Source organism: Erwinia sp. S43 (assembly GCF_016624745.1).
GTDB lineage: Bacteria > Pseudomonadota > Gammaproteobacteria > Enterobacterales > Enterobacteriaceae > Erwinia > Erwinia coffeiphila.
The window spans coordinates 57,001-82,956 of the sequence record NZ_JACVTX010000025.1 but is presented as its reverse complement, the minus strand read 5'-3'; the positions used below and the strand labels follow the sequence as shown (position 1 = coordinate 82,956).

At 54.9% G+C, this 25,956-nt stretch carries 23 protein-coding genes and 1 tRNA gene; 17 read left to right on the top strand and 7 right to left on the bottom strand.

Translation table 11 applies throughout. From position 1 onward, the window contains the following. Window positions 1-33: 33 nt before the first annotated feature. The 3 genes from IBT47_RS27390 to IBT47_RS21845 all read right to left on the bottom strand — a co-directional run bounded on the left by IBT47_RS27390 (window position 34) and on the right by IBT47_RS21845 (window position 4,795). Entirely contained in the window at window positions 34-3,276 is a 3,243-nt protein-coding gene (locus tag IBT47_RS27390; protein WP_200563017.1) for an RNA-directed DNA polymerase, read from the bottom strand. Between the two features lie 448 nt (window positions 3,277-3,724). Then, window positions 3,725-3,799 (bottom strand) — tRNA-Arg (locus IBT47_RS21850). A gap of 69 nt (window positions 3,800-3,868) precedes the next feature. After that, entirely contained in the window at window positions 3,869-4,795 is a 927-nt protein-coding gene (locus IBT47_RS21845) for a formate/nitrite transporter family protein (protein WP_200563015.1), read from the bottom strand. Window positions 4,796-5,065: 270 nt separating this feature from the next. Between IBT47_RS21845 and ccmA the strand changes: the two genes are divergently transcribed. The 9 genes from ccmA to mlaA all read left to right on the top strand — a co-directional run bounded on the left by ccmA (window position 5,066) and on the right by mlaA (window position 12,723). Continuing rightward, window positions 5,066-5,683 carry a cytochrome c biogenesis heme-transporting ATPase CcmA gene (gene ccmA, locus IBT47_RS21840; RefSeq protein WP_200563013.1) on the top strand — a complete coding sequence of 206 codons (618 nt, stop codon included), beginning with the start codon at window positions 5,066-5,068 and terminating at the stop codon, window positions 5,681-5,683. Next, window positions 5,683-6,342: a heme exporter protein CcmB gene (gene ccmB / locus IBT47_RS21835; RefSeq protein WP_200563011.1), complete on the top strand. Its 660-nt coding sequence runs from the start codon at window positions 5,683-5,685 to the stop codon at window positions 6,340-6,342. The genes ccmA and ccmB overlap by 1 nt, the downstream gene beginning before the upstream one ends. Window positions 6,343-6,408: 66 nt before the next feature. Next, a complete protein-coding gene (locus IBT47_RS21830) occupies window positions 6,409-7,152 on the top strand; it encodes a heme ABC transporter permease (protein WP_200563010.1) in 744 nt (247 codons plus the stop codon). After that, complete coding sequence (ccmD, locus tag IBT47_RS21825) at window positions 7,149-7,382, top strand: heme exporter protein CcmD (protein ID WP_200563008.1); 234 nt, start codon at window positions 7,149-7,151, stop codon at window positions 7,380-7,382. The genes IBT47_RS21830 and ccmD overlap by 4 nt, the downstream gene beginning before the upstream one ends. Then, window positions 7,379-7,861, top strand: coding sequence for a cytochrome c maturation protein CcmE (gene ccmE / locus IBT47_RS21820; protein WP_200563006.1), 483 nt, complete (start codon window positions 7,379-7,381; stop codon window positions 7,859-7,861). Before ccmD ends, ccmE begins: the two co-directional genes overlap by 4 nt. Further along, a complete protein-coding gene (locus tag IBT47_RS21815) occupies window positions 7,858-9,810 on the top strand; it encodes a heme lyase CcmF/NrfE family subunit (RefSeq protein WP_200563005.1) in 1,953 nt (650 codons plus the stop codon). Before ccmE ends, IBT47_RS21815 begins: the two co-directional genes overlap by 4 nt. Beyond that, window positions 9,807-10,364, top strand: coding sequence for a DsbE family thiol:disulfide interchange protein (locus tag IBT47_RS21810; protein WP_200563002.1), 558 nt, complete (start codon window positions 9,807-9,809; stop codon window positions 10,362-10,364). Before IBT47_RS21815 ends, IBT47_RS21810 begins: the two co-directional genes overlap by 4 nt. Before the next feature lie 26 nt (window positions 10,365-10,390). Next, window positions 10,391-11,941 carry a cytochrome c-type biogenesis protein CcmH gene (locus IBT47_RS27385; RefSeq protein ID WP_370569932.1) on the top strand — a complete coding sequence of 517 codons (1,551 nt, stop codon included), beginning with the start codon at window positions 10,391-10,393 and terminating at the stop codon, window positions 11,939-11,941. Between the two features lie 20 nt (window positions 11,942-11,961). Beyond that, window positions 11,962-12,723, top strand: a complete 762-nt coding sequence (mlaA, locus tag IBT47_RS21795) for a phospholipid-binding lipoprotein MlaA (protein ID WP_200546107.1) — start codon at window positions 11,962-11,964, stop codon at window positions 12,721-12,723. 83 nt (window positions 12,724-12,806) lie between these two features. Here mlaA and fadL read toward each other — a convergent pair whose 3' ends face one another. Further along, complete coding sequence (fadL, locus tag IBT47_RS21790) at window positions 12,807-14,090, bottom strand: long-chain fatty acid transporter FadL (RefSeq protein ID WP_200563000.1); 1,284 nt, start codon at window positions 14,088-14,090, stop codon at window positions 12,807-12,809. A gap of 372 nt (window positions 14,091-14,462) precedes the next feature. Here fadL and IBT47_RS21785 point away from each other — a divergent pair, with 372 nt between their 5' ends. The 4 genes from IBT47_RS21785 to sixA all read left to right on the top strand — a co-directional run bounded on the left by IBT47_RS21785 (window position 14,463) and on the right by sixA (window position 19,056). Beyond that, window positions 14,463-14,759, top strand: a complete 297-nt coding sequence (locus IBT47_RS21785) for a YfcZ/YiiS family protein (RefSeq protein WP_200562998.1) — start codon at window positions 14,463-14,465, stop codon at window positions 14,757-14,759. A 177-nt stretch (window positions 14,760-14,936) separates the two neighbouring features. Then, window positions 14,937-16,247: an acetyl-CoA C-acyltransferase FadI gene (gene fadI / locus IBT47_RS21780; RefSeq protein ID WP_200562996.1), complete on the top strand. Its 1,311-nt coding sequence runs from the start codon at window positions 14,937-14,939 to the stop codon at window positions 16,245-16,247. Beyond that, window positions 16,247-18,403 carry a fatty acid oxidation complex subunit alpha FadJ gene (gene fadJ / locus IBT47_RS21775; RefSeq protein ID WP_200562994.1) on the top strand — a complete coding sequence of 719 codons (2,157 nt, stop codon included), beginning with the start codon at window positions 16,247-16,249 and terminating at the stop codon, window positions 18,401-18,403. The genes fadI and fadJ overlap by 1 nt, the downstream gene beginning before the upstream one ends. A 170-nt stretch (window positions 18,404-18,573) precedes the next feature. Then, the gene (gene sixA / locus IBT47_RS21770) at window positions 18,574-19,056 is read left to right on the top strand and encodes a phosphohistidine phosphatase SixA (RefSeq protein WP_105591200.1); all 483 of its coding nucleotides are present in this window, start codon (window positions 18,574-18,576) and stop codon (window positions 19,054-19,056) included. Between the two features lie 92 nt (window positions 19,057-19,148). On the opposite strand, the gene smrB is transcribed toward sixA, so the two are convergent. Next, a complete protein-coding gene (gene smrB, locus IBT47_RS21765) occupies window positions 19,149-19,700 on the bottom strand; it encodes an endonuclease SmrB (protein WP_105591201.1) in 552 nt (183 codons plus the stop codon). A gap of 201 nt (window positions 19,701-19,901) precedes the next feature. On the opposite strand from smrB, the gene prmB reads away from it, so the two are divergent. The 4 genes from prmB to IBT47_RS21745 are packed head-to-tail and all read left to right on the top strand — an operon-like array spanning window position 19,902 to window position 23,606. After that, a complete protein-coding gene (gene prmB, locus IBT47_RS21760; RefSeq protein WP_105591202.1) occupies window positions 19,902-20,834 on the top strand; it encodes a 50S ribosomal protein L3 N(5)-glutamine methyltransferase in 933 nt (310 codons plus the stop codon). A gap of 26 nt (window positions 20,835-20,860) precedes the next feature. Then, window positions 20,861-21,946: a chorismate synthase gene (gene aroC, locus IBT47_RS21755; protein ID WP_105591203.1), complete on the top strand. Its 1,086-nt coding sequence runs from the start codon at window positions 20,861-20,863 to the stop codon at window positions 21,944-21,946. Window positions 21,947-21,951: 5 nt separating this feature from the next. Continuing rightward, the gene (gene mepA / locus IBT47_RS21750; protein WP_200562992.1) at window positions 21,952-22,776 is read left to right on the top strand and encodes a penicillin-insensitive murein endopeptidase; all 825 of its coding nucleotides are present in this window, start codon (window positions 21,952-21,954) and stop codon (window positions 22,774-22,776) included. Window positions 22,777-22,808: 32 nt separating this feature from the next. After that, window positions 22,809-23,606, top strand: coding sequence for a sulfite exporter TauE/SafE family protein (locus IBT47_RS21745; RefSeq protein ID WP_105591205.1), 798 nt, complete (start codon window positions 22,809-22,811; stop codon window positions 23,604-23,606). A 218-nt stretch (window positions 23,607-23,824) separates the two neighbouring features. Here IBT47_RS21745 and IBT47_RS21740 read toward each other — a convergent pair whose 3' ends face one another. Together IBT47_RS21740 and iolE are read right to left on the bottom strand one after the other, a co-directional pair. After that, a complete protein-coding gene (locus IBT47_RS21740) occupies window positions 23,825-24,997 on the bottom strand; it encodes a Gfo/Idh/MocA family protein (protein ID WP_200562990.1) in 1,173 nt (390 codons plus the stop codon). A gap of 9 nt (window positions 24,998-25,006) precedes the next feature. After that, entirely contained in the window at window positions 25,007-25,900 is an 894-nt protein-coding gene (gene iolE, locus IBT47_RS21735) for a myo-inosose-2 dehydratase (protein ID WP_200562988.1), read from the bottom strand. Window positions 25,901-25,956 lie beyond the last annotated feature (56 nt).

Genomic DNA, 25,956 nt, shown 5'->3' with positions numbered 1-25,956 from the left:
ATGCCGGAAGATCTCTAAATGTGAATGGCACGATTATGCGGGATACTTACAAAACCACTCCCTAGAATTAGGAAGTAAATCAGTTTGATCTCTGTTTATGATCCATTCGTAAAAATTGGAGGTTCTACTTATTTTTTCAAGTAAGGCATCTAAATCATCGCTTTTCCATTCTGAGATCTTTTCTGATAACCTTATTAACAGAAGTGTATGGTAAGTTTTGAAAACGGATCTCTTGTCTGTTGTTCCTCTGAAAATCTCGCCATCTACGATTGACGATAATAAAACGTACAACTTGCTTTGATCTAATTCTATTGATGCTATTTTATGTATCCACCCATAATCAATCTTCTCATTAATATTGTGTTTAATATTATTATGCATACAGGCGCAATACTTCCACATGCTTATTAGCAATTCACGAGATGTATTGACTTTAGATAATGAAAATAAAGAAATAAGGTAGTGGTACTTTATTGTGTAGCTTAGGCTTTCGTTGATGAATTCCTCTTTTTGACTGAACTCAGCATTAACCATATTTAAGGCAATGTAAGAGAAAAACAGAGAGGATATCTTTTTCAATTCTTCTGTTTCTATGTGCGCCGTACGTGATAACGCATATAGTACATTTATGATTTTGTTTTTATCATCCATGCTGTTTAATTCAGTGTTAATTTGTTCCAGAAGGGGGGCTGTCGTTTTTATGTTTAATCGTAGGGGAAATGCACTCACCACATCGACTATTGAATTAGCGGACATTTTTTTATAATCAACATCTAGTCCCATTAATAAATTCATTTGTAACAAGTGCTCATTTACCATATTGGTCAATGTCAATTTGTCATAAATTTCATTCATCAAATCTATAAATTTATCATGACTATTTTTTCCTTCTTCAATAAAATTTATAATTGTCGAAGTGAGTACTTCTGATTGAAGAGGATTGTAAGTTTTTGCTGATATTAGATAATGCCAGTTTTTTTCCTCTTCTAAGACATGATTAAAAAGGTTCCGATATAAACTTCCTCTACCTACCCCGCTTGCAAGAATATCATCTATCTCATCATTTTTTAATTGTTCGACCTCAGCGACCCCTCTAAGGTGAGAAAAAATAAATGAGTAATCATCCTGTTTAGTATCTGACTGTATAAGACCGATAAATTCGTTTATAGCATGACTTTTCTCTTCATTGGTCGCGGTTGAGAAATTAGTGGAAATTCTATCTACTGAATATTTTGACTGAGAACGATACTTATCATAGTCGGGAGAAAAGTCTGCGACTTTTTTTATAAGGGTCTTACTATGTTTTATTTCAAGTCCCAGCATATTAAGTTCTGACTCAAGAAGTGAAAGCGTCACTTTAGCTTCATTTTCAGACTTGCATACAATAAAAATATCATCAACATATCGTTGATATAATAATATTGAATCATTGCTTAGTAATTCTTCAAATTTACTATCGATCTCAGATAAATACAACTCTGCAAAGAATCTTGCAAAGGCTGGGCCTTGCGGTAACCCTTTATCATCAGTAACGGTAGCCTTAGAGATATCAAGACAGATTGTTATTAATTTTTTGTATTTCTCTAAGGATTGGCTATCTAATAATGTTAGTTTCTCTTTAACAGTGCTTAATGGAGAGCTATCTAATAGTATTCTTTTAAGTTTGTCATGATCTACTTTGTTATAAAATGATGCAATGTCTGCTTTTATTATATAACAATCTGAGTTGTCTGGATTATTGATGAAAGTTGAAATGTTAGATAAGAACTGAATCCAAAGATAGAGCCATGGCTCGAATATGAAACCATTTTTGAAACCATTTTGAACCCTGTACCCATGACTTGAATTGCTATTGGGTAGACTAAAGAAATGGTGAATTTGCTTTAGAATCATACTTGTTGTTATACGTTCAAGGCACTCAAGGCTTATTAACTCTCTTTCTTTATCGCTTTCTTTTCTAGAATGCCTATAGAAATTAACTTTGTCTCTAGAGTAATTTTCAATAAAGCTTTTTATATTTGATAAATACTCTTCAGGCCTAATTATACAAAGCTCGTTGAAAACTTTTCGAGATTGAGCCTCATCATTTTGTATAAGGTATTTCATCTCGGCATTTCTTGTTACTTCGACGTCTGTTATGCAAAAGTCAAAGTATCCTTGATCGTAACTGATAACTTTTATTAAAATCGCATCTAAAAGGTTGGTATCTGTGATAGTTTTATCAAACCTTTCTTTCAGTATGTCTTCCATCTGTTCTTTTGTTGGAAAGTAAAAAGAAGAAAGCATATCTATTGCTTTGAGTGTAATGTCTTTGTTATAGTTTTGCTGCATTTCGAATATTTTAAGTAGGGTTTTTTCACCTATTTTTTTTAAATCTTTTCCAACTACATTTCCGAGTATTCCTACTAAGAGCTTCCGCTCTTGATTATTTAGGTTACGGTCTTCAATTTTCTTTTTTAAGTTATTTAAAGGTGGGTGTTTTTCCCAGTGTTTTAATAGCTCACCTAAACAGAATTCATTAACTCTGATTTCTTTTATTCTAGCTTCGAAATATGAGGTATGGTGTAGCGATAAAAAGACATTGAAGGTTTTTTCAATCTGTTCAATTGATACAGGCGCATGTGTGTCGACTATTTTTTTTTGTTCAAATAAAAATTCTTGGGAGAGTGATTGAGGAGGGGATGATTTGCCTACAGAATTGACTCCTTTCAAGAAAAATGAATAGCATCCTGATTTTTTATGCTTAGATAAAGGAAGTTTTACGCAAGACCCTACACTATTCGTAATTTTGTTGGAGTGCGGAAATAAATCTATTGCAATGATTTCTGAATTGTAATTTAGCTGCGCATGTTCAAGTAATAGTGACGTTATTTCATATCCATTTTTTATAGATATAGGTATATTAAAGGTGATCCATATGTGAATGCCTCTATTTCCAGAGTGTTCAATAAGAAATGATATTTCTTTTTTTACTAAATAATTGCAAAACTTAGTTACGGTTAAATTAAGTTCATCCTGTGCTTTTTGTCTTTTTGATTCAGATAGTTGTGATTTGACAATGTCAAAGTCGTAGCAAATCCATTTAATTCTGTCATCTATATTCCGCTGATACACCGCTATTGAACCGTGGTCTCTAAGCATTTGTTCGATTTTTACAGATGTTATTCTTCCATGCTTTTTATAGTACCTACCATCGTTTTGTTGCTCAGCATGAAAGTCTTGATCTGTTGAAAATAAGCTGAATATTTTTTTGGAGATTTCTGAAAATTCATCCACTATTTTTGTCCTTATCAATAGTTAGTAAATTTGAGTAGAGTCATTAGGATCGGTAAGAATGGCATTATGTACAAGTTACGAATTTTTCATCAATTGAACCAACACTAACAAATGCCATTCTAATGTAACCTATTAATTTTTATCAAAATAAATAAAATACTAATATGTTAAAACTAACTATGCTACACCATAACATTATAAATCATTATGAAAATGATTAGTGAAATTAACTTTCTTATCTAAGGTGTTTCATATCAGTTACAATTGAAGGTTTTGAGGGCTAGCTTACTACTCAAAAGTGTCAGTATACAAATTATGTAAACCTTCTACAATTGTGAATTTGATTAAAAGATATAAAAACCAGATGGTTAGGTGTTTTCATAAAAATACTTGTAACAGTAATCGTGGTGGAGTGCGAAGGGTTATGGCGGGATACTGGCAGATGATATGGTGTCCCCTGCAGGAATCGAACCTGCAACTAGCCCTTAGGAGGGGCTCGTTATATCCATTTAACTAAGGAGACAGCGGCGGGAGTATAGCGCAATTCCTGCCGCAGATTAACTACTTACCGAACTGACTGCGCATTTTACCATCAATTCGCCGTGTGTCCCTGCTGCCTGTGCTTCTCGCGCTTCGCTTTGGCTTCCGCCTCGGCTTTGGCTTTGTTACGCATATCGTTGCGGATTTGCGCGTGGCTGAGCAGGGCAAAAATAAAGGTGCCGCCGATGATATTGCCGGCCAGCGTCGGCAGGGCAAACGGCCAGATAAACTGCTGCCACGGGATGTCGCCGTTAAAGACCAGATAGAAGATCTCGACGGAGCCGACCACGATATGAGCGAGATCGCCCAGCGCAACCAGCCAGGTCATCAGGATAATCACCCAGATTTTGGCGGCACCGGCGGAAGGAAACATCCAGACCATGGTGGCGATAATCCAGCCGGACACCACGGCGTTGGCAAACATTTCGTTCGGCGGATTCTCCATCACTTTCTGACTGATACTGACAAATGCACTGCGGGTGGCGTCGTCAAAAATGGGCATATGGATAAAGCCCAGCGAGGCCAGCGCGGTGCCGATCAGGTTGCCCAGCAGCACCAGCCCCCACAGCCGCAGCAGCAGCAGCCCGTTACCCACCGTGGGTTTATGCATCACCGGCAGCACGGCCGTGACGGTGTTCTCGGTGAACAGCTGCTGACGAGCCATAATCACGATAATAAAGCCGAAGGTGTAGCCGAGGTTCTCCAGTAGAAAGCCGCCCGGCACCTCGTGCAGATTAACCTGGAAAATGCCCTTCGCCATCAGCGAAGCCCCCATCGAAATCCCGGCGGCGATGGCTGAAAACAGTAGCGCCAGGCCGTCGCGCTCCAGCTCTTTTTCCCCCTCCTGACGTATCTGCTCGTGAACCGCGGCGGCGCGGGAAGGCAGCACCTCCTCATCAACTTCAATCTCCTTTCCCTGTTCGCTCTCTTCGCTTTCAACTTCATTTTCAGCGGTTTTATCGTTTGTCTTACTGGTCATCTTTCCCCCGGAGGTACGGTCGTATCCTTTTAAGCGTAGCGGAGTTTTTTATCTGGCAGCGGCGCAGGGGGTGAAGGTAAAGCAGGGAAAAGTACGATGTCATGCAATCAGAAGAGTAACAAAGCTTTAACTGCGACGTTTTCATATGCAAATGGAGATTGTAATAGTGAATTAACCTGGGGTTAGTGTGGATATTTTTCAATGTACTTCCAGGTAGCCGTCGGGCCTGTGATATGATCCATCGCCCTGTATTTAATGTGTGAATTTCCCATGCTGTCTGCCAGAAATCTGACCTGTATGCGCGATAACCGAACGCTGTTTAGCGGGCTGAGCTTTGCCGTTTCCGCAGGAGAGATTGTGCAGATTGAAGGAGCCAACGGCGCGGGGAAAACTTCGCTGCTGCGTATTCTTGCCGGGCTGAGCCGGGCGGATCGGGGTGAAGTGCTCTGGCAGCAGCAAAGTATTTACCGGCAGCGCGAAGTTTATCACGCCAGCCTGTTGTACCTCGGGCATCAGCCGGGGGTGAAGGCGATTTTGACCCCGTTGGAAAACCTCAGCTTCTACCATGGGGATTGCCCGCAGGCGCTGCTGTTGCAGGCGCTGGAGCAGGTTGGACTTACCGGTTATGAAGACGTTCCGGCGGCGCAGCTGTCGGCGGGCCAGCAGCGGCGCGTGGCGCTGGCCCGGCTGTGGCTGACCCGGGCACCCTTGTGGATACTCGATGAACCGCTGACCGCTATCGATCGAACCGGGGTTGAGGCGCTAATGGCGCAGTTTACGCGCCACACGGCAGAGGGCGGTGCGGTAGTTCTGACCACTCACCAGCCGCTGCCATCCGGCATGCAGCGGGTCGGCACCGTGCGGCTGGCCGCGCCGGAGTACAACTGATGTTCTGGCGCGTGCTGAAGCGGGAACTGCGGATTGCGTTCCGCAGCGGATCGGAGGTGATGAATCCGCTGTGGTTCTTTTTGATCGTCATCACCCTGTTTCCACTGGGCATCGGGCCGGAACCTCAGCTGCTGGCGCGGATTGCGCCGGGCATCGTGTGGGTTGCCGCACTGCTGTCGTCACTGTTGGCGCTGGAGAGGCTGTTTCGTGATGATTTTATCGACGGCTCGCTGGAGCAGCTGCTGCTGATGCCCGCGCCGCTGCCGCTGACCGTACTCGGCAAGGTGGCCGCGCACTGGATGGTCACCGGCCTGCCGCTGCTGCTGCTTTCGCCGCTGGCGGCGCTGCTGCTGTCGCTGGATTATGCCAACTGGTGGGCAATGGCGTTAACCCTGCTGCTGGGTACGCCAACGCTGAGTTTTCTCGGAGCTATCGGCGTGGGGCTGACCGTCGGGCTGCGGCGCGGTGGCGTATTGTTAAGCCTGCTGGTTCTGCCGCTGGCCATCCCGGTGCTGATTTTTGCCAGCAGCGCGATGGATGCCGCAGGGCAGGGGCTGCCGATTAGCGGCTATCTGTCGATCCTGGGGGCTTTGCTGGCCGCCAGTTTTGCCCTCGCGCCGTTTGCCACCGCCGCTGCGCTGAGGGTCAGCGTGCAGTAGCAGGATGTAAAGTAAATTGCGGCGCGTTACGCATACGATTTTCTTTTATTTTTAGCAGGTTTAATCATGTTGAAATGGATTCATCAACTTAGTAAGCCGGAGCGGCTATATCGAATATGCGGTCTTTTGACTCCCTGGTTTGCGGTCGCTGGCGCAATAACGCTACTGTTGGGATGGGGGTGGGGATTCGTTTTTGCTCCGGCCGACTATCAGCAGGGCGACAGCTATCGCATCATTTATATCCATGTGCCCGCCGCGATGTGGTCAATGGGCGTCTACACCACGATGGCCGCTGCGGCGTTTGTTGGCCTGGTGTGGCAGTGGAAAACCGCCGATCTCGCCGCCGCCGCCATGGCCCCGATCGGTGCCGTGTTTGCTTTTATCGCTCTGGTGACCGGCGCGGCCTGGGGAAAACCCATGTGGGGCACCTGGTGGATCTGGGATGCCCGGCTCACTTCGGAGCTGGTGCTGCTGTTCCTTTATGTGGGCGCTATCGCTCTGCGGAATGCATTTGATGACAGCCGGACCGGCGGACGAGCAGCCGGGCTGCTGATCCTCGTCGGCGTGGTGAATCTGCCGATTATTCACTACTCGGTCGACTGGTGGAACACCCTGCATCAGGGATCTTCCGGCGTGATGCAGCAGGCTATCGATCCGAGTATGCGTACGCCGCTGCGCTGGTCAATTCTCGGTATGCTGCTGGTCTTTGTCACTCTTACCCTGATGCGCCTGCGCAACCTGCTGTTGCTGAGCGAAGGTCACCGCCCCTGGGCCGTAGCGATCGCGATGAAAGGAGGGCGCAGGTTATGACTCCGGCATTCTCCAACTGGCATGATTTCTTCGTCATGGGTGGCTATGCCAGCTATGTCTGGCTGGCGGTGGCTTGTGCACTGCTGGGCCTCGGCGGACTGATCCTCCACACCGTCATGCAGCGCCGCCGGTTACTGACGGCGATCCGCCAGCGTGAAGCACGCGAACAGCGTATTCGCGCGGCGAAAAGCCGTAAAAATCGCCCCGCGTCGGCAGGGGAGCCATCATGAATCAACGCCGAAAAAACCGTCTTATCCTCACGCTGGTGGTGCTGGCTGGCCTCGGCATTGCCACGGCGCTGGTGATGTATGCGCTGCGCGCCAATATTGACCTGTTCTATACCCCCAGCGAAATTATTTACGGCAAAGGGGAAGCGCAGCAGAAACCGGAACCGGGCCAGCGGCTGCGGGTCGGCGGCATGGTGATGCCGGGCAGCGTGAAGCGCGATCCCCATACGCTGAAAGTGTCTTTCCAGCTATACGATAACAGCGGGGTGATTAACGTCAGCTATGAGGGGATTCTGCCGGATCTGTTCCGTGAGGGGCAGGGTGTGGTGGCCCAGGGCGTGCTGGAGGACAGCCGCCACGTGATGGCGAAAGAGGTGCTGGCGAAGCACGATGAGAAATATACGCCGCCGGAAATTACCGACGCGATGAAGAAAAATCATCGGCCACCGGCGTCCGGGGTGAACCCGGGAGGTCAGCCATGATCCCGGAAGTCGGCAGTTTCCTGCTGTGCCTGGCGCTGGGTGTGTCCCTGCTGCTGATTATCTATCCGCTGTGGGGCGCTGCCCGCCGGGATGCGCGTCTGATGGCGATGGCGCGGCCTTTGGCTGTTGCTCTGTTTACCTGCGTTGCCGGTGCTTTTCTGATTCTGGTTCACGCCTTTGTAGTGAATGATTTCAGCGTGGCGTACGTGGCCGCTAACTCCAACAGCCTGCTGCCGGTCTGGTATCGCGTGGCGGCGACATGGGGCGCGCATGAGGGATCGCTGCTGCTTTGGGTGCTGCTGCTCAGCGGCTGGACGCTGGCGGTCGCTCTGTTCAGCCGCAGCATGCCGCAGGAGGCTATCGCCCGCGTGCTGGCGGTGATGGGGATGATCAATCTGGCGTTTCTGCTGTTTATTACCCTGACCTCTAACCCGTTTATCCGCACGCTGCCGGATCTGCCGATTGACGGTAACGATCTGAACCCGATGCTGCAGGATATCGGGCTGATCTTCCATCCGCCGCTGCTGTACTTGGGTTACGTGGGTTTTTCCGTGGCCTTTGCTTTTGCGATTGCTTCGCTACTGGCCGGTCGGCTGGATACGGCGTGGGCCCGCTGGTCGCGAACGTGGACCCTCGCCGCATGGGTATTTCTGACCGCAGGTATCGTGCTGGGATCGGCCTGGGCCTATTACGAGCTGGGCTGGGGAGGCTGGTGGTTCTGGGACCCGGTCGAAAACGCTTCGCTGATGCCGTGGCTGGCGGGAACGGCGCTGCTGCACTCGCTGGCCGTAACCGAAAAGCGCGGGGCGTTTAAGGCTTGGACGGTGCTGCTGGCGATTTCCGCCTTTTCGCTCAGCCTGCTGGGGACGTTCCTGGTGCGCTCCGGCGTGCTGGTTTCGGTGCACTCTTTTGCCTCCGATCCGGCGCGCGGTATGTTTATCCTCGCCTTCCTGGTGATCGCGATCGGCGGTTCGCTACTGCTGTATGCCATCAAGGGTGGACGGGTGCGCGGCAGAGTGCAAAACGAACTCTGGTCGCGCGAATCGTTTCTGCTGGGCAACAACGTGTTGCTGATCGCCGCCGTGCTGGTGGTGCTGCTGGGTACTATGCTGCCGCTGGTACATAAGCAGCTGGGGCTGGGCAGTATTTCCATCGGCGAGCCTTTCTTTAATACGCTGTTTACCTGGCTGATGGCGCCACTGGCGCTGATGTTGGGTATCGGGCCGCTGGTGCGCTGGCGGCGGGACAGTCCGAAAACGCTGTGGAAACGGCTTGGTATTGCCGCACTGACGACCTGCGTACTGTCGATTCTGCTGCCGTGGCTGATGCAGGACCGGATTGAGGCGATGACCGTCGTCGGCCTGCTGATGGCAATCTGGGTGATCCTTCTGACGCTGATGGAGCTGCACGAGCGTGCAACCCATCGTCACGGCTTCTTCAGGGGACTGCTGCGCCTGTCGCGCAGCCACTGGGGGATGGTGCTCGGCCATCTCGGCGTGGCGGTCACGGTGATTGGCATCGCCTTCAGCCAGAACTACAGCGTGGAGCGTGACGTCAGGATGAAGGCCGGGGACTCGGTGGATATCCATAATTATCATTTCACATTCCGCGCGCTACACAACCTGCAGGGCCCGAACTACTCTGGCGACGTCGGCGTTATCGATGTCACCCGCAACGGCCAGCAGGAAGCGACGCTGTATGCGGAAAAACGCTACTACAGCGTTGCCCGCATGATGATGACCGAAGCCGCGATCGATGGTGGTTTTACGCGCGATCTTTACGCCGCGCTGGGGGAAGAGCTGGGCGGAGATTCCTGGGCGGTGCGTATTTACTACAAACCGTTCGTGCGCTGGATCTGGTTTGGTGGCCTGCTGATGGCCGCAGGCGGTGTGCTTTGCCTGCTGGACCCCCGCTACCGTTCGCGTAAAAAAGCGCAGGAGGCGTTATGAACAGGAAAATACTGTTTATCCCGCTGTTCCTGTTTCTTCTGCTGGCGGCTGCGCTGATGTGGCAACTGAGCCGCAACGCCAACGGCGACGATCCCACGCGTCTTGAATCCGCGCTGGTGGGTAAACCGGTGCCGGAATTCCGGCTGGAGTCGCTGGAGCTGCCGGGGAAAGTGTACGACAGATCGGTGCTGCTGACCGGTCAGCCGCTTCTGCTGAACGTCTGGGCGACCTGGTGCCCGACCTGCCGGGCGGAACATCAATATTTAAATACGCTGGCAACGCAGGGAGTGCGTGTGGTGGGGCTGAACTATAAGGACGATCGCCTGAAGGCGGTGAACTGGCTGAATACTCTGGGAAATCCTTACATCCTGAGCCTGTATGACGGTGACGGCATGCTGGGGCTGGATCTGGGCGTGTATGGCGCACCGGAAACGTTTCTGATCGATGGCAGGGGGATTATCCGCTATCGCCACGCCGGGGATATGAATGAACAGGTCTGGCGGGATGAGCTGAAGCCGCTCTGGCAGCAGTACAGCCGGGAGAGCAGCCAGTGAAGTCGTTTCTGATTGCGCTGGCACTGATGCTGTTGAGTACCAGCGTGCTGGCGGACAGCATCGATACTTATCAGTTTGATTCAGTCAACCAGGAGCAGCAGTATCGCCATCTGACTGAGTCACTGCGCTGCCCCAAATGCCAGAATAACAGCATCGCCGACTCTAACTCGATCATCGCGGCGGATATGCGGCTTAAGGTTTATGAGCTGCTGCGCCAGGGGCAAACTCCGGAGCAGATTAAGGCGTGGATGATCGATCGCTACGGTAATTTTGTTTCCTATCAGCCCCCGCTACAGCTCTCCACGCTGATCCTGTGGGCGGGGCCGGCGCTATTTGTTGCCATGGGGGCACTGATCATTGTGCTGCGCGGCAGGCAGCGTTTAAGTGTAAGTGATGCCGAAGCCGAAACCGCGAGTCAACGCGTGGGAGGCAGCCAGTGTTACGACGTTGGTCGGCTGGAACCGAATGCCGGGAGCCAGGCGACGGAGTTCGCGGGAGCGCCGTCCCTGCCGGGCGCGTCAGGTCTGGCGGATGGCGGGCTTATGTCGCCCCCTCCATGCGATCCTCCCAGCCGGAACCCTGCCCTGACCAAGCAGCCGTCTGCCCGGCCGCTGAGCCGTTGGGTACTGCTTCCCGGCGGCGTGCTGCTGGCTGTGATCAGCGTGGGGTTTTATCTGAAAACCGGCGGCCTGTCGCAGGTGTTGGCCTGGCAGCAGGTAAAAAGCGATCTGCCCGCGCTGCGCAGGCAGGTAATGGACCCGCAGGCCGCGCCCTTGAATATGGAACAGCTGGCCCGGCTGGCGCTCGGAATTCGCAGCGAACTGCAGCAGGAGCCGCATAATCTGAACGACTGGATGATGCTCGGGCGGCTGGGAATGGTGCTGAATAACGCCACCCTCGCCACGCAGTCCTTTGAACGCGCCCTGCAGCTGGCACCGGATAATCCCGACGTCAGGCTGAGCTATGCTGAAGTGCTGGCGCGATCCGGTGACCTGCAGGACAACCGCCAGGCAACGGTGATGCTGCGTGATATGCTGAAACACGACGGCAACAACCTTCGTCTGCTGGGTTTATTGGCATTTAATGCCTTTGGCCAGCAGGATTACACCGCAGCCATCGAAGCCTGGGATAAGATGTTGGCGCTTTTACCGGCCAAAGATGCGCGTGTTGAGGTCATTCGCCGCAGTATTGAGCAGGCCAAAAGCGCATCGGGTCAGCAAAGCAGTCATCTGGCGATTCAGGTAAATCTGTCGCCGGAGGCAGAAAAAATGTTACCGGAAGGTGGAGTGTTGTATATTTCTGTTTCTGACGGAACCACTCCAGTTCCCGTTGCGGTGAAGCAGTTGCCGCTGAGCCATTTTCCTCTATCGCTCACGCTGGATGACAGTAACGCAATGATGCCGGAGCGCTTGCTATCAGCGCAGCATCAGGTGCGGGTTCGCGTACGTATTTCACGCGACGGCAGCGCCAATCCTCAACCCGGTGACTGGTTCGGGCTGAGTGAGGTTACGCCATTCAACGGTCAACAGCAGCTTGCGGTCACAATCGACCAGCAGGTGGCAGGCGATAATCCATAAACCAGTACAGGGAGAAAAAAATGAACTATCGCCTGACGGGCTTAGTGCTGGCAAGCGTAATGATGGTGGGCTGCGCCAGCTCTAAGAACGCCGATGATCCTCAGGGACGTTCCGATCCGCTGGAAGGCTTCAACCGGTCAATGTTCAACTTTAACTACAACGTGCTGGACCCGTACGTCCTCCGGCCCGTTGCGGTAGCATGGCGCGACTACGTGCCGGTACCGGCGCGAAACGGCCTGGGCAACTTCTTTAGTAACCTTGATGAACCGGCATCGATGGTGAACTACTTCGTTGAGGGAAATCCCTACAAGGCGATGATCCACTTTAACCGTTTCTTCCTGAACACCCTGTTGGGGATGGGCGGTCTGATTGATGTGGCCAGCATGGCTAACCCGAAACTGGCGAAAGAAGAACCGCGCGCCTTCGGTAGCACATTGGGCCATTACGGCGTGGGTTACGGCACATATGTGGTGGTGCCGGGCTACGGCAGCTTTACGCCGCGTGAGGATGTCGGTGGCATTGTTGACGATCTCTATCCACCGCTGTCATGGCTGACGTGGTGGATGTCCGCCGGTAAGTGGGCGCTGGAAGGTATTGAAACCCGCGCGCAGCTGCTGGATTCCGACTCTATCCTGAGCAATTCGAAAGATCCTTATGCGTTTATGCGTTCGGCTTACTTCCAGCATCATGATTTCCTTGCCAGCGACGGCAAGCTGATCCCGCAGGAAAATCCGAATGCGGCGGCGATCAAAGACGAACTCAACGATATTGATGCGCCGTAATTCTCGCGTCTCATAGTTGTTTTCGCGCTGCATAATAAAAGGCCCGCCGGGAAACCCGCGGGCCTTTTCATGCTGAACGGTAATCAGAATTTGTAGTTAAAGCTTGCGCCGTACAGCCACGCTTTACCGGTAGAGTTAAAGGTATAAGGGCCTTCTTTCACCGTCACGTGCTGGCCGTGCATATAGGAAACGCCGACGTCAACCGATGCATCTTCATTGAAGGCATAAGACGTACCGGCGCTCAGCCACAAACGGTCCTGATCGGGAATGGAAATAGAGCGAGTCTGTGCCGGAACCGGGCTGTCATCGAAGGCGATACCGGTACGGAATGTCCAGTGATCGTCATGATAGTAGGTGGTACCCAGCGCGATGCGGTAAGCATCTTTAAAGCTCTCATCTTTGTAGAACAGCTGCTGGCCGCTGGTGCCGGTGGCTTTCAGCTCCTGGAACTGGCTCCAGCTGGTGTAGGCCAGGCTGTAGTGTACGGCCCACTTCGGTGCCACCTTATGGAAGCCTGACAGTTCCCACATTTCCGGCAGATTCAGCGTCAGTGCACCAGGAATCGTATTACCGTCGGTACCAAACGGCAGGCCAAGACCCAGAGCCTGATTCAGTGGGTTAATCGAGCTTGGCAGGCTGCTGCGATAATCGCCGTCGAAATCGATCTTCACTTCTGAACGGTAGGTCAGACCGAAGCGGTTATTGTCATCCACTTCATACAGAATACCGGCATTCCAGCCGTAGCCCCATTCATCACCTTTCAGATGGGCAATCTGGGTGTTAGCCGGGATACCCAGCGAGCCGAGGGATTCACCGGCGTAGCGTTCAATTTTGGCACGAGCATAAACCGCGTCAAAGCCCACGCCGAAGCTGAAGTGCTGATCCAGACGGTAGGCGGTGCTGAGGTTAAAGTTCATGGTGGTCAGGTCGGTTTTACCGGCGTACGGACCTGCTGTATAGCTGTCGTTGAACTCGGTAGCCAGACCGTAGTTAGAGGTGACGCTGGCGCCAACCCACCACTGATCGTTAAGCGGCTGCACGTAGTGAATATTCGGCACCCAGGCGGTTGGGGCGATATTGCTGGCATCCAGGCTGTTGCCGCTGGCCGACTGGCCGTCGATATCAACACCGGGATCGATAAACACCGCGCCGACGGAGAACATCGGGCGATCCATCAGCGCCATGGTTGCAGGGTTACGGCTGGCGGACGCGGCGGTATCACCCATCGCGCCTTCACCGGAGTAGGCACGACCTAAACCAATAGAGGAAAATTCATTCAGTTGAAAGCCAGCCGCAAACACATTTGAAGAAACAAGGGCCACTGCCACGGCAAGTGTGGATTTCGTAAACAGGTTTTTATGGTTCATAACCACAACCTCATTAGATTTTATTAAACTCTGTTACCTGAAGTAACAAGGGATCGCGGATTGTAGGGACTGACTGACAGGCAACAAATCAGACCAGTGGCCCAAGTATAGGTCCGACCTGTACAGATGTTGCAATAATGTTTTCGACTTATTTCCAAAATGATGCAAGAAAAGAGATCTGCCTAACAAAAACTTACAGGTAGAAATTTTGAACAACGCCGCTGATTGCGGTGGATCAAATAATAGTGTGATTTTCATCACTTCACGGACTCATTTCGCGCGTCTGCTGGAGCGGGAAAAGCGTCAGGCGTAAAATGGATTTAGTCTTAAATTAACCTGCCGCCTTCCTGTCGCGGCATGCCGGAGGATGAAATGACCGACGCAATTAACCGCTGTAGCGCCAGCGAAACGGCAGCCTGTTGCTGCGTTGATGTGGGCACCGTAATGGATAACACCGACTGCACGGCGGCTTACAATCGTACCTTTGCTAATCGCAGCGAAGCCGAAGCGATGCTGACCTCGCTGACAGCGAAAGCGCGTGAGGTTGAGTCCGATCCCTGCACGATCGACAGTACGTTTACCGAAACGCCGGAAGGCGTGGTGCTCGACTGTAGCTTTACCTTTAGCTGCCAGGCCGAAACGCTGATATTCCAGCTTGGTCTGCGCTGAACCACGCTCTTGCCTGTGCTGACAGGCTATGGGGAGCGGCCATGCTCCCCTTAAACCGTGTTTGCTCTCGCATTTTTTTCTTCCCGCCGTAGCGCCCCGTTATATTCTGGTTAACACTGAGGAGGTCAGACCTCTTTGGCAGTGATGCCGTCCATCGACACGAAACAGGTGATAATAATGAGCAAAGCGCTACCTTTGCTGACGCGCCAGGGCGACCGCATCGCCATTACCCACGGACTGCGCACGCCGTTTGCTAAGCAGGCGACGGCCTTCCACGGCATCCCGGCGCTGGAGCTGGGCAGAATGGTGGTCAGTGAGCTGCTGGCCCGCAGCGATATTCCCGCCGATATCATCGATCAGCTGGTCTTTGGCCAGGTGGTGCAGATGCCGGAAGCGCCAAATATTGCCCGGGAAATCGTGCTGGCCAGCGGTATGAGCGTCCACACCGACGCGTACAGCGTCAGCCGCGCCTGTGCCACCAGCTTTCAGGCGGTGGCAAACGTGGCGGAAAGCCTGATGGCGGGCAGTATTCAGGTGGGGATCGCCGGTGGTGCCGACTCCTCTTCCGTATTGCCGATTGGCGTCAGTCGCAAGCTGGCAAGAACGCTGGTCGATCTCAACAAGGCACGCACCCTGTCACAAAAACTCAAGCTGTTCAGCCAGCTGCGCCCGCGCGATTTACTGCCCGTGCCGCCTGCCGTTGCCGAATACTCCACCGGACTGAGGATGGGGGATACTGCCGAACAGATGGCAAAAAGCCACGGTATCAGTCGCGAGCAGCAGGACGCGCTGGCACACCGCTCGCACCAGCGCGCGGCGCGTGCCTGGCAGCAGGGGCTGCTGAATCAGGAGGTGATGACCGCCTTTACCCCCCCGTGGCAGGCCGCGCTGGAACAGGACAACAACGTGCGCCCCGACTCCAGGCCGGAAGACTATGCCCGCCTGCGGCCGGCGTTCGATCGCCGCCACGGTACGGTGACCGCCGCCAACAGCACGCCGCTCACCGACGGCGCGGCGGCGGTGATCCTGATGACCGAATCCCGCGCGCGTGATCTGGGCATCACCCCGCTGGGCTATCTGCGCAGCTACGCCTTCACCGCGATTGGCGTGCGTGAGGATATGCTGCTGGGACCGGCGTGGTCCTCGCCGCTGGCGCTGGAGCGTGCGGGTATCACCCTCAGCGATCTGACGCTAATCGATATGCACGAGGCGTTTGCTGCGCAGACGCTCGCTAATCTTAAAATGTTCGCCGACGAGCGCTTCGCCCGCGAGGTACTGAATCGCCCGCACGCGCTGGGCGAAGTCAATGAAGAGATCTTTAACGTGCTGGGCGGTTCCATCGCCTACGGCCACCCGTTCGCGGCCACCGGAGCGCGGATGATCACCCAAACGCTGAATGAGCTGCGGCGTCGCGGCGGTGGTCTGGGGCTGGTGACCGCCTGCGCGGCGGGTGGTCTTGGCGCGGCAATGGTTCTGGAGGCGGAATAATGGAACAGTCATCAGCATTTACTCTGACGATGCGGCTCGACAACGTCGGGGTGATTACCATCGACGTGCCGGGCGAGAAGATGAACACCCTGAAAGCGGAATTTGCCGCAGAGATCCGCAGCGTACTCAAGCGCGCCTGTGCTAATCCGCAGCTGGCCGGGTTGGTGATCGTCTCCGGCAAGGCGGACTCATTTATTGCCGGTGCGGACATCGCGATGATCGCCGCATGCGATAGCGCGCAGCAGGCGGAAAAGCTGGCGCAGCAGGGGCAGAAGGTGATGGCCGAAATCGCAGGATTGCCGGTGCCGGTGGTGGCGGCGATCCACGGGGCCTGTCTTGGCGGCGGTCTTGAGCTGGCGCTGTCCTGCCATCATCGCGTCTGCAGCCTTGATGAGAAAACCCGCCTGGGATTACCGGAGGTGCAGCTGGGTTTACTGCCGGGATCGGGCGGCACGCAGCGTCTGCCACGTTTAATCGGTGCCTCGATGGCGCTGGACATGATCCTGAGTGGGAAAACGCTGCGCCCACGACAGGCGTTAAAATGCGGGCTGGTGGATGAAGCCGTGCCGCACGCTATTCTGCTGGAAACGGCGGTAAAGACCGTGCTGAAAGCGCGTGAGGCAAGAAAACCGCTGCCGCTGCGCGAGCGGCTGCTGAGCGGACCGGCGGGCAGGGCGCTGCTGTTTAACATGGCGAAACGCCGGGCGCAGGCGAAGACTCACGGCAACTATCCGGCGGTGGATAAAATCCTGACGGTAGTGCGCCAGGGACTGGAACAGGGCAGCAGCAGCGGCTACGAAGCGGAGGCGAGGGCCTTTGGCGAGCTGGCGATGACGCCGGAATCGGCGGCACTGCGCGGGCTGTTTTTTGCCACCACCTCGCTGAAAAAAGATCCGGGAGCCGCAGGCAAACCGCGAACGCTGCACAGCATTGGCGTACTGGGCGGGGGACTGATGGGCGGCGGTATCGCCTGCGTGACCGCCACCCGCGCCGGGCTGCCGGTGCGCATCAAGGATATTAATGCACAGGGCATCAACCACGCGCTGAAAACCAGCTGGCAGGTATTAAGCAAAGCGGTGAAACGTCGCCATCTGACGGAAGCCGGGCGACAGCAGCAGATGGCGCTGATTACCGGATCGACCGATTATCAGGGCTTCAGCCAGCGCGATGTGATTATTGAAGCGGTGTTTGAAGACCTGGCCCTCAAGCAAAAAATGGTGACGGAAGTTGAAGCTCACTGCGGGCCGCAGACGATCTTTGCCTCCAATACCTCTTCGCTGCCGATTGCCGATATCGCCGCCGGGTCGCTGCGGCCGGAAAATGTCATTGGCCTGCACTATTTCAGCCCGCCGGAAAAAATGCCGCTGGTTGAGGTCATTCCGCACGCGGGCACCAGCGATGTGACCGTAGCAACGGCGGTGGCGCTGGCGAAAAGACAGGGAAAAACGGCGATTGTGGTGGCGGATAAAGCCGGTTTTTACGTTAACCGTATCCTTGCCCCCTACGTGATTGAGGCGATGCACTGCCTGCTGGCCGGGGAACCGATCGAAGCGATTGACGATGCGCTGGTGAAGTTTGGCTTCCCCGTTGGCCCGGTGCAGCTGCTGGATGAAGTCGGCATTGATGTCGGCACGCATATTATGCCGGTGCTGGAAAAGGCGTGGGGTGAACGTTTTGCGCTGCCTTCGTCGCTGGGCGCGGTGCTTAACGATAACCGTAAAGGGCGAAAAAACGGTCGGGGCTTTTATCTTTACGGCAAACGCCCGGGTGGGAAGAAAAAGGCCGATGCGGAGATCTATCGCCTGCTGAAGCTGTCGCCAAAACCTTGTCTTAGCGCACAAGATATTGCTACGCGTTGTGTGATGATGATGCTCAACGAGGCGGCCCGCACTCTGGATGAACAGGTAGTGGGCAGCGCGCGGGATGGCGATATCGGTGCGGTGTTCGGCATTGGTTTCCCACCGTTTCTCGGCGGGCCGTTCTGCTACATGGACCAGATGGGCATCGCTCAGGTGGTCGCGGCCCTTGAGCAGCTGGAGCAGCGATTCGGTTCTCGCTTCGCCCCCTGCGAACGGCTGAAAAAAATGATGGAAGAACAGAAAACCTTCTACGGACCGGATGTTACGCTGGATAGCGGCGGCGTTTCAGCGGGTTAATTCTGACCGATAAGTAGGTTGCTCTGTTGGGTTGTTATACCGGTCGCTCACTAAGTAAACAATCGGTTGACTATACTAAAGGCATTAGGTACAACACACCGTTCATTCTCTGAATGAAGAGTCGGTGGCGTTGTACCTCCGGCGTTTTTGTTTAACAACAGCGGTGCTATATGCAAGTTTTTATAATGCGTCACGGTGATGCGGCTCTGGATGCAGCCAGTGATTCAGTAAGACCTCTGACCCACTGCGGCTGTGACGAGTCCCGTCAAATGGCGGCCTGGCTTAACGGTCAGTCTGTGGATATCGAACGTGTGCTGGTGAGCCCTTACCTGCGTGCAAAGCAGACCCTTAACACCGTGCGTGAAGCGCTGGCGCTGCCGGCGGGTGAAGAGGTATTGCCGGAGCTGACGCCCGGTGGCGACCCCGCCCAGGTGGCGTGCTACCTGCAGGTGCTAGCTGATAAAGGCGTAAAATCGGTGCTGGTGATTTCGCACCTGCCGCTGGTGGGGTATCTGGTTGCAGAACTGTGCCCGCAGGAAGCGCCGCCGATGTTTTCTACTTCCGCCATTGCCTGCGTTGATTTCGATCCGGACAGCGCCCAGGGCAAACTTGAGTGGCAGGTTTCACCCGCCAAACTCGCCAAAGCGATCTAGCTTACGGCTCCGGGGTCGGCCTCGTTCTGCGGTCGGCCCATATTGTCCCGCCCACCTTTTAGTCCCGACGTCTTGCGCAAGGGCCGAGGCCTTTACGGCAGCTCCGGCGGCGTCCACTCTTCCACTTCAATCAGCACCAGCAGGGCCGCATCGCCACCGAACAGCTTGGGTGCCTGATGAAACGCCGTGACCCACGGATGCTGGGCCAGCCACAGCGGCGTCTGCTGCTTCAGAATATGTTTGCCGTGCCCGTGCATCACGCTGGCGCAAAAAATATGCTCGCGCCGACAGGCGGCAATCAGCGCACCGAGCTCTTGCTTGGCCTGCTGCTGGGTCAAACCGTGCAGATCGAGAAAAATCTCCGGCGTATAGTCGCCGCGCCGGAGTTTTTTTAACTCATAGTGGCTGACGTCGGATCGCACATAGCGAACCGGGCCTTCGTTGGCCAGCAACGGCTGGAATTCATCGGAAAAATAGTGGCTGGCATCCATCTGCTCGGACAGCAGGCGTTTTTGCGGCACTTCGCTGATTTTTTTACGCGGTGGTTTGTGCACAATGGTGTCCTGCGCCAGCTTGCGCGTCCCGCTCATCAGCCCGCGAAACAGCGCCTTGTCCTCCACGCTCAGTTTCTCTTTTTTACTCATCTCAACTCACTGCTTGTTCTCAGAATAGCGCGGGCATCAGGCCAGCATTCAGCATCATCATACTGTTTTCAGCCGCTAGTCTACCTTTTCTTCCCCCGGGGACTAAACAAATCTCAGCTTTTTCACCCCCTCGCGCTGAATTATCTGCGTCTTCGTGGCAAACTAGCGCCCGGGTTTAACGAACGGCCTGCGGAGGGCACTTTGGACAAAATTTTCGTCGATGAAGCAGTGAATGAACTGCACACCATTCAGGATATGTTGCGCTGGTCGGTCAGCCGCTTTTCTGCTGCTGATATCTGGTACGGCCACGGCACCGACAATCCCTGGGACGAAGCCGTTCAGCTGGTGCTGCCAACGCTCTACCTGCCGCTGGATATCCCGGAAGATATGCGCACCGCGCGTCTGACCTCCAGCGAACGTCACCGCATCGTTGAGCGGGTGATTCGCCGTGTTAACGAGCGTATTCCGGTGGCCTATCTGACCAATAAAGCCTGGTTCTGCGGCCATGAATTTTACGTTGATGAGCGGGTGCTGGTGCCACGTTCGCCGGTGGGGGAGCTGATCAACAACCGTTTCTCCGGCATCATCAACGATGAGCCGCGCCACATTCTGGATATGTGCACTGGCAGCGGCTGTATCGCCATTGCCTGTGCCTACGCCTTCCCGGAAGCGGAAGTGGATGCGGTAGATATCTCAACTGACGCGCTGGCGGTCACCGAGCAGAACATCAGCGCTCACGGCCTTGACCAGCACGTTACGCCGATCCGCGCCGATCTGTTCCGCGGACTGCCGGAAACGCAGTACGATCTGATCGTCACCAATCCGCCGTACGTCGATGCGGACGATATGGACGATCTGCCTGATGAATATCGCCACGAGCCGGAACTGGGCCTGGCAGCAGGGCGCGACGGCCTGAAGCTGGTGCGCCGCATTCTGGCCTGTGCGCCAAACTATCTGAGCGATGACGGCGTGCTGATTTGCGAAGTGGGCAACAGCATGGTGCACATGATTGAACAGTACCCGGATGTGCCCTTCACCTGGCTGGAGTTCGATAACGGCGGTGACGGCGTGTTTATGCTGACTAAACAACAGATTATCGATGCCCAGCATCACTTCAAAATTTACAAAGACTAATTAGAAAAACAGAGCGAGGAGCCAGCATGGCGGGTAATACCATTGGACAAGTATTTCGGGTAACGACGTTTGGTGAATCACACGGTATCGCCCTCGGCTGTATCGTTGACGGTGTGCCGCCGGGCATTCCACTGACCGAAGCCGATTTGCAGCACGACCTTGACCGTCGCCGCCCTGGCACCTCGCGCTATACCACCCAGCGCCGCGAACCGGATCAGGTCAAAATCCTTTCCGGCGTGTTTGAAGGCCGTACCACCGGCACCAGCATCGGTCTGCTGATCGAAAACACCGACCAGCGTTCACAGGATTACGGCACGATCAAAGATCTGTTCCGTCCTGGCCATGCCGATTACACCTACGATCAAAAATACGGCTTTCGCGACTATCGCGGCGGTGGCCGTTCATCCGCCCGTGAAACCGCCATGCGCGTTGCGGCGGGAGCCATTGCTAAAAAATATCTGGAAATGAAGCACGGTATTAAAGTGCGCGGCTACCTGGCGCAGATCGGCGACGTGGCCTGCGAGCTGAAGGACTGGGATCAGGTTGAGCAGAACCCGTTCTTCTGCCCGGACCCGGACAAAATCGAAGCGCTGGATGAACTGATGCGCGGCCTGAAAAAAGAGGGTGACTCGATTGGCGCAAAAGTGACGGTCATGGCGGAGCGCGTTCCGGTTGGCCTCGGCGAGCCGGTTTTCGATCGTCTGGACGCCGACCTGGCGCACGCGCTGATGAGCATCAACGCGGTGAAGGGCATTGAAATCGGTGACGGTTTCGCGGTGGTTAACCAGCGCGGCAGCCAGCATCGTGATGAAATCCGTGCTAACGGTTTCCAGAGCAACCACGCGGGCGGTATTCTCGGCGGCATCAGCAGCGGCCAGACCATTATTGCACACCTGGCGATGAAACCGACGTCCAGCATTACCGTACCGGGTCAGACCATCACCCGCAGCGGTGAAGAAGTCGAGATGATCACCAAGGGGCGTCACGATCCCTGCGTGGGCATTCGCGCAGTGCCGATCGCTGAAGCGATGATGGCGATTGTGCTGATGGACCATCTGCTGCGCCACCGCGCGCAGAATGCGGACGTTCACACCGATATCCCACGCTGGTAACGACGATGAAAAAGACGCTGTTTGTGCTGTGCTCCCTGCTGATTTCTGCGGCTTCCCTGGCGGCCACGCCGTGGCAGACGATCCGTCAGCCGATTAGCGGTGCGCCGCAGTCGATTGGCGCGTTCTCTAACGGCTGTATTATCGGTGCTCAGGCGCTGCCGCTGGAGGCACCGGGCTATCAGGTGATGCGCACCGATCAGCGTCGTTATTTTGGTCATCCCGATCTGATCGCTTTTATCCAGCGCCTCAGCACCCGCACCACCCAGCTGGGTCTGGGCGAAGTGCTGGTGGGGGATATGGGCATGGCGGCCGGTGGGCGCTTTAGCAGCGGCCACGCCAGCCATCAGTCCGGTCTGGACGTGGATATCTGGCTCCAGCTGCCGAAGCAGCGCTGGACGCAGCAGATGTTGCTGAAGCCGCAGCCGCTGGATCTGGTCAGCGCCGACGGTAAAAACGTCGTTGCCCGCCACTGGCAGCCGCAGATAGACAGCCTGATCAAGCTGGCCGCGAAGGATAATGAGGTTACGCGTATCTTCGTTAATCCGGCGATCAAAAAGCAGCTGTGTGCCGATGCCGGTGCCGATCGCGACTGGCTGCGCAAGGTGCGTCCGTGGTTCCAGCACCGTGCACACATGCACGTGCGTCTGCGCTGCCCGGCGGGTAGCCTGCAGTGTGAGGATCAGCCATTGCCGCCTGCGGGCGACGGCTGCGGAGCCGAGCTGCAAAGCTGGTTTGCTCCGCCTAAGCCGGGTACGACTCCGCCGGTAAAACGCGAGCCGCCACCGCTGCCGAAGGCCTGCCAGGCGCTGCTGGATCGGCATTTGCTGTGATTGCCGTTACATTCAGGATTTAAGGAATTCAGATGGAGTGGTTTGCCGTTGCCCCGTGGTTACTGGGGGTGCTGTTTCTGGTGGCATTACTTGCCGGTTTTATTGACTCAATCGCCGGAGGCGGTGGGTTACTGACCGTTCCGGCACTGCTGGCCGCCGGGCTTTCCCCGGCGCAGGCGCTGGCCACCAACAAGCTACAGTCAGTGGGCGGATCGTTCTCCGCCAGTCTCTATTTTATTCGCCGCAAGGCGGTGGATCTGCGCGAACAGAAGCTAAATATCGCGCTGACCTTTTTAGGGTCGATCTGCGGTGCGCTGCTGGTGCAGCACGTTAAAGGCGATATTCTGCGCCAGCTGCTGCCGCTGCTGGTGATTGCCATTGGCCTGTACTTCCTGCTGATGCCGCGCATCGGCGAAGAGGATCGCCATCGTCGCCTGCACGGCCTGCCGTTTGCGCTGGTCGCCGGGGGCTGCGTCGGTTTCTATGATGGCTTCTTCGGGCCGGGTGCGGGATCGTTTTACGCGCTGGCATTCGTCACCCTGTGCGGCTACAACCTGGCGAAATCGACCGCGCATGCCAAAGTGCTGAACTTCACCTCGAATCTCGGCGGGCTGTTGTTGTTTATGCTGGGTGGCAAGGTGGTGTGGGGCGTGGGCGTGGTGATGCTGGCGGGGCAGGTGTGCGGTGCGCGCCTGGGGGCCAGGATGGTGCTGAGTAAAGGCCAGAAGCTGATCCGCCCGATGATCGTGATTGTTTCTGCGGTGATGAGCGCTAAGCTGCTGTTTGACAGCCACGGTGCGGAAATTATCGCCTGGTTCCACGCGCTGTAGGCTGGATCATTCTGTCGGATACGAAAAAATCAGGCGCTACCCCCTACGGTTATGCAAAATTTAACCGTCGTAGCGCCTGACAAAGCAACCGCTTTCCTTACGCGAGATTCAGTCCGTTATCTGCTGGAGACATTCTTCTCCTGTTCCCTGTTATCTCGTGGCTCGTCTGTCAGCCCGGGCTTATTTTTCCGGGCTGCGGAAGGGCGATGCGAAGGGTGTTATCCCCGGCTCACGTTGACCCAGCGGCGCTCATCCATCGAATCCTCAATCGCCTGTAGTATCCGCTGGTTCTCCCAGCCGAAGGCAAAGTTCGGATAGCAGTCGTCATCGCGGCAGATACCCTGTACCAGGTCGTGGACTTCCAGTACCTTGACGTCGAAGTAGCCCAGGCCGCCGCCGCCAAAATCAAAGCCAAAGAAGGCGGAGTAGGATGGGATCTGGCTGCCTGCATACAGGGTTTTGAAGCCCCGGTCGCGCTTATCATCGTTAAAGCGGAACACCTGCAGTTCGTTAAAACGCTCGCCGTCCATATACAGCGTGCCTTCGGTGCCGGAAACTTCCCAGTAGACGCCGAAAATGCGCCCGGCAGAAATACGCGAGGATTCAATCACTCCGGCGGCACCGCTGTTGAAGTTAACCAGGCACTGCATCTGATCGTCGTTTTCCACCTCACGGCGCTCGGCATTGGCTTCAACCTTGCTGGCATAGCCGCTGTCTACGCCCGGGACCGGGCGGGTTTTCAGGTACGTCTGGCCGCTGGCGCACACTTCGCTGATGCCACCCATCAGATACTGCGCCACCGACAAGGTATGCGCGCCCAGGTCGCCGAGCGAACCGGAACCGGCCAGCTCCTGCGAGCAGCGCCAGGACCACGGCAGTTCGGGATCGTTATAGAAGCCCTGATCGAAAGTGCCACGGAAGCGCACCGGTGTGCCGATTTCGCCGCGTTCGATCAGCTGTTTTGCCAGCTGAGCCGCCGGAGTTTTGATGTTGTTAAACGCCACCATGGTTTTCACCCCGGCTTTGCGCGCGGCTTCTGCCATCTCGCGCGCCTGTGGCTCGGTGACGGCCAGCGGCTTCTCGCAGTAAACGTGTTTACCGGCGGCGATCGCTTCCAGCGCCATCTGATGATGCAGGTGGTTAGGTGAGGTGATATCAATCACGTCGATGTTCGGGTCCTGGAGCATTTCGCGCCAGTTTCCGAAAGCGTGCAGGGCGCCGAAGCGTTTTGCTGCCTGTTCTGCCATTGCCTGATTTTGATCGGCAATCGCGTAGAGTACCGGTGTTTTGGGCAGGTTGGGGTACAACAGCGCCGCGCGGCGGATAGCATCGGCATGTGCCTGGCCCATAAAACCGGAGCCGATAAGGCCAATATTCAGTGTGTCAGACATGATGATTCCTTACAGCGAGAAGAGGTGGTTAACATGATTGAAGGCACGGGTCACGGTCGGGACCGGTGGCGCTTTTAGCGGGTCCTGCTCGGCTTCCACAATCAGCCAGCCGCGATAGCCGCTGCTGCTGACGTAGTCAACCACCGGCTGATAATCGATATAGCCATCGCCCGGCACGGTGAACATGCCGCCGCGCACGCCCTCGTTGAAACTTTGATCCTGTTCGTAGACCTGCGCCATGCGCTCGCGGCGGATATCCTTCAGGTGGATATGGCAGATACGGCTGCCGAAGCGGCTAATCAGCGCGGTTAAATCGCTGCCTGCGGCTACCGCATGGCCGGTATCCAGCAGCATGCCGACGTCGTCAGAGGTAGCGGAGAAAAAGCGCTCGATCTCATCCTGGTGTTCCACCAGCATCATCAGATGGTGGTGGTAGGCCAGCTTCAGGCCGTACTCCTGATACAGCGCCGAGGAGAACTGGCTCATCCGGCGTGCATAGGCGTCAAAGTCGATAGCACTGAGCTCAGGAGAGTGGGAAATGCCGATATCCAGCGGTGTATCACCCGGCATACCGCCGCACTCGCCGTAGACCATCACTTTACAGCCGAGGCCGCTCAGCAGGCGGGCATGATCGGCCACGTTGTGTAATTCCTGCTCCACGCTGATATCGGCCAGCGTGCCGGAGAACCAGCCGGAGGCCAGCGACAGGCCGGTTTCCTGCAGCAGCGGCTGAAGAGTGGACAGCTCGCGCGGGAATTTACGCCCCAGCTCAATGCCCTGATAGCCGATCGCGGCAGCTTCCTGCATGCACTGCAGGGCAGAGACGTTGTCGCCCAGATCTTCCAGCACGTCGTTGGTCCACGCCAGCGGGCTAACGCCAAGTCGGACATTGTTATTGCTCATCATTTCTCCTGTCTGAAATCAAAGTTTGATCCGCGTCGCAAAATCAGTGCCTGTAT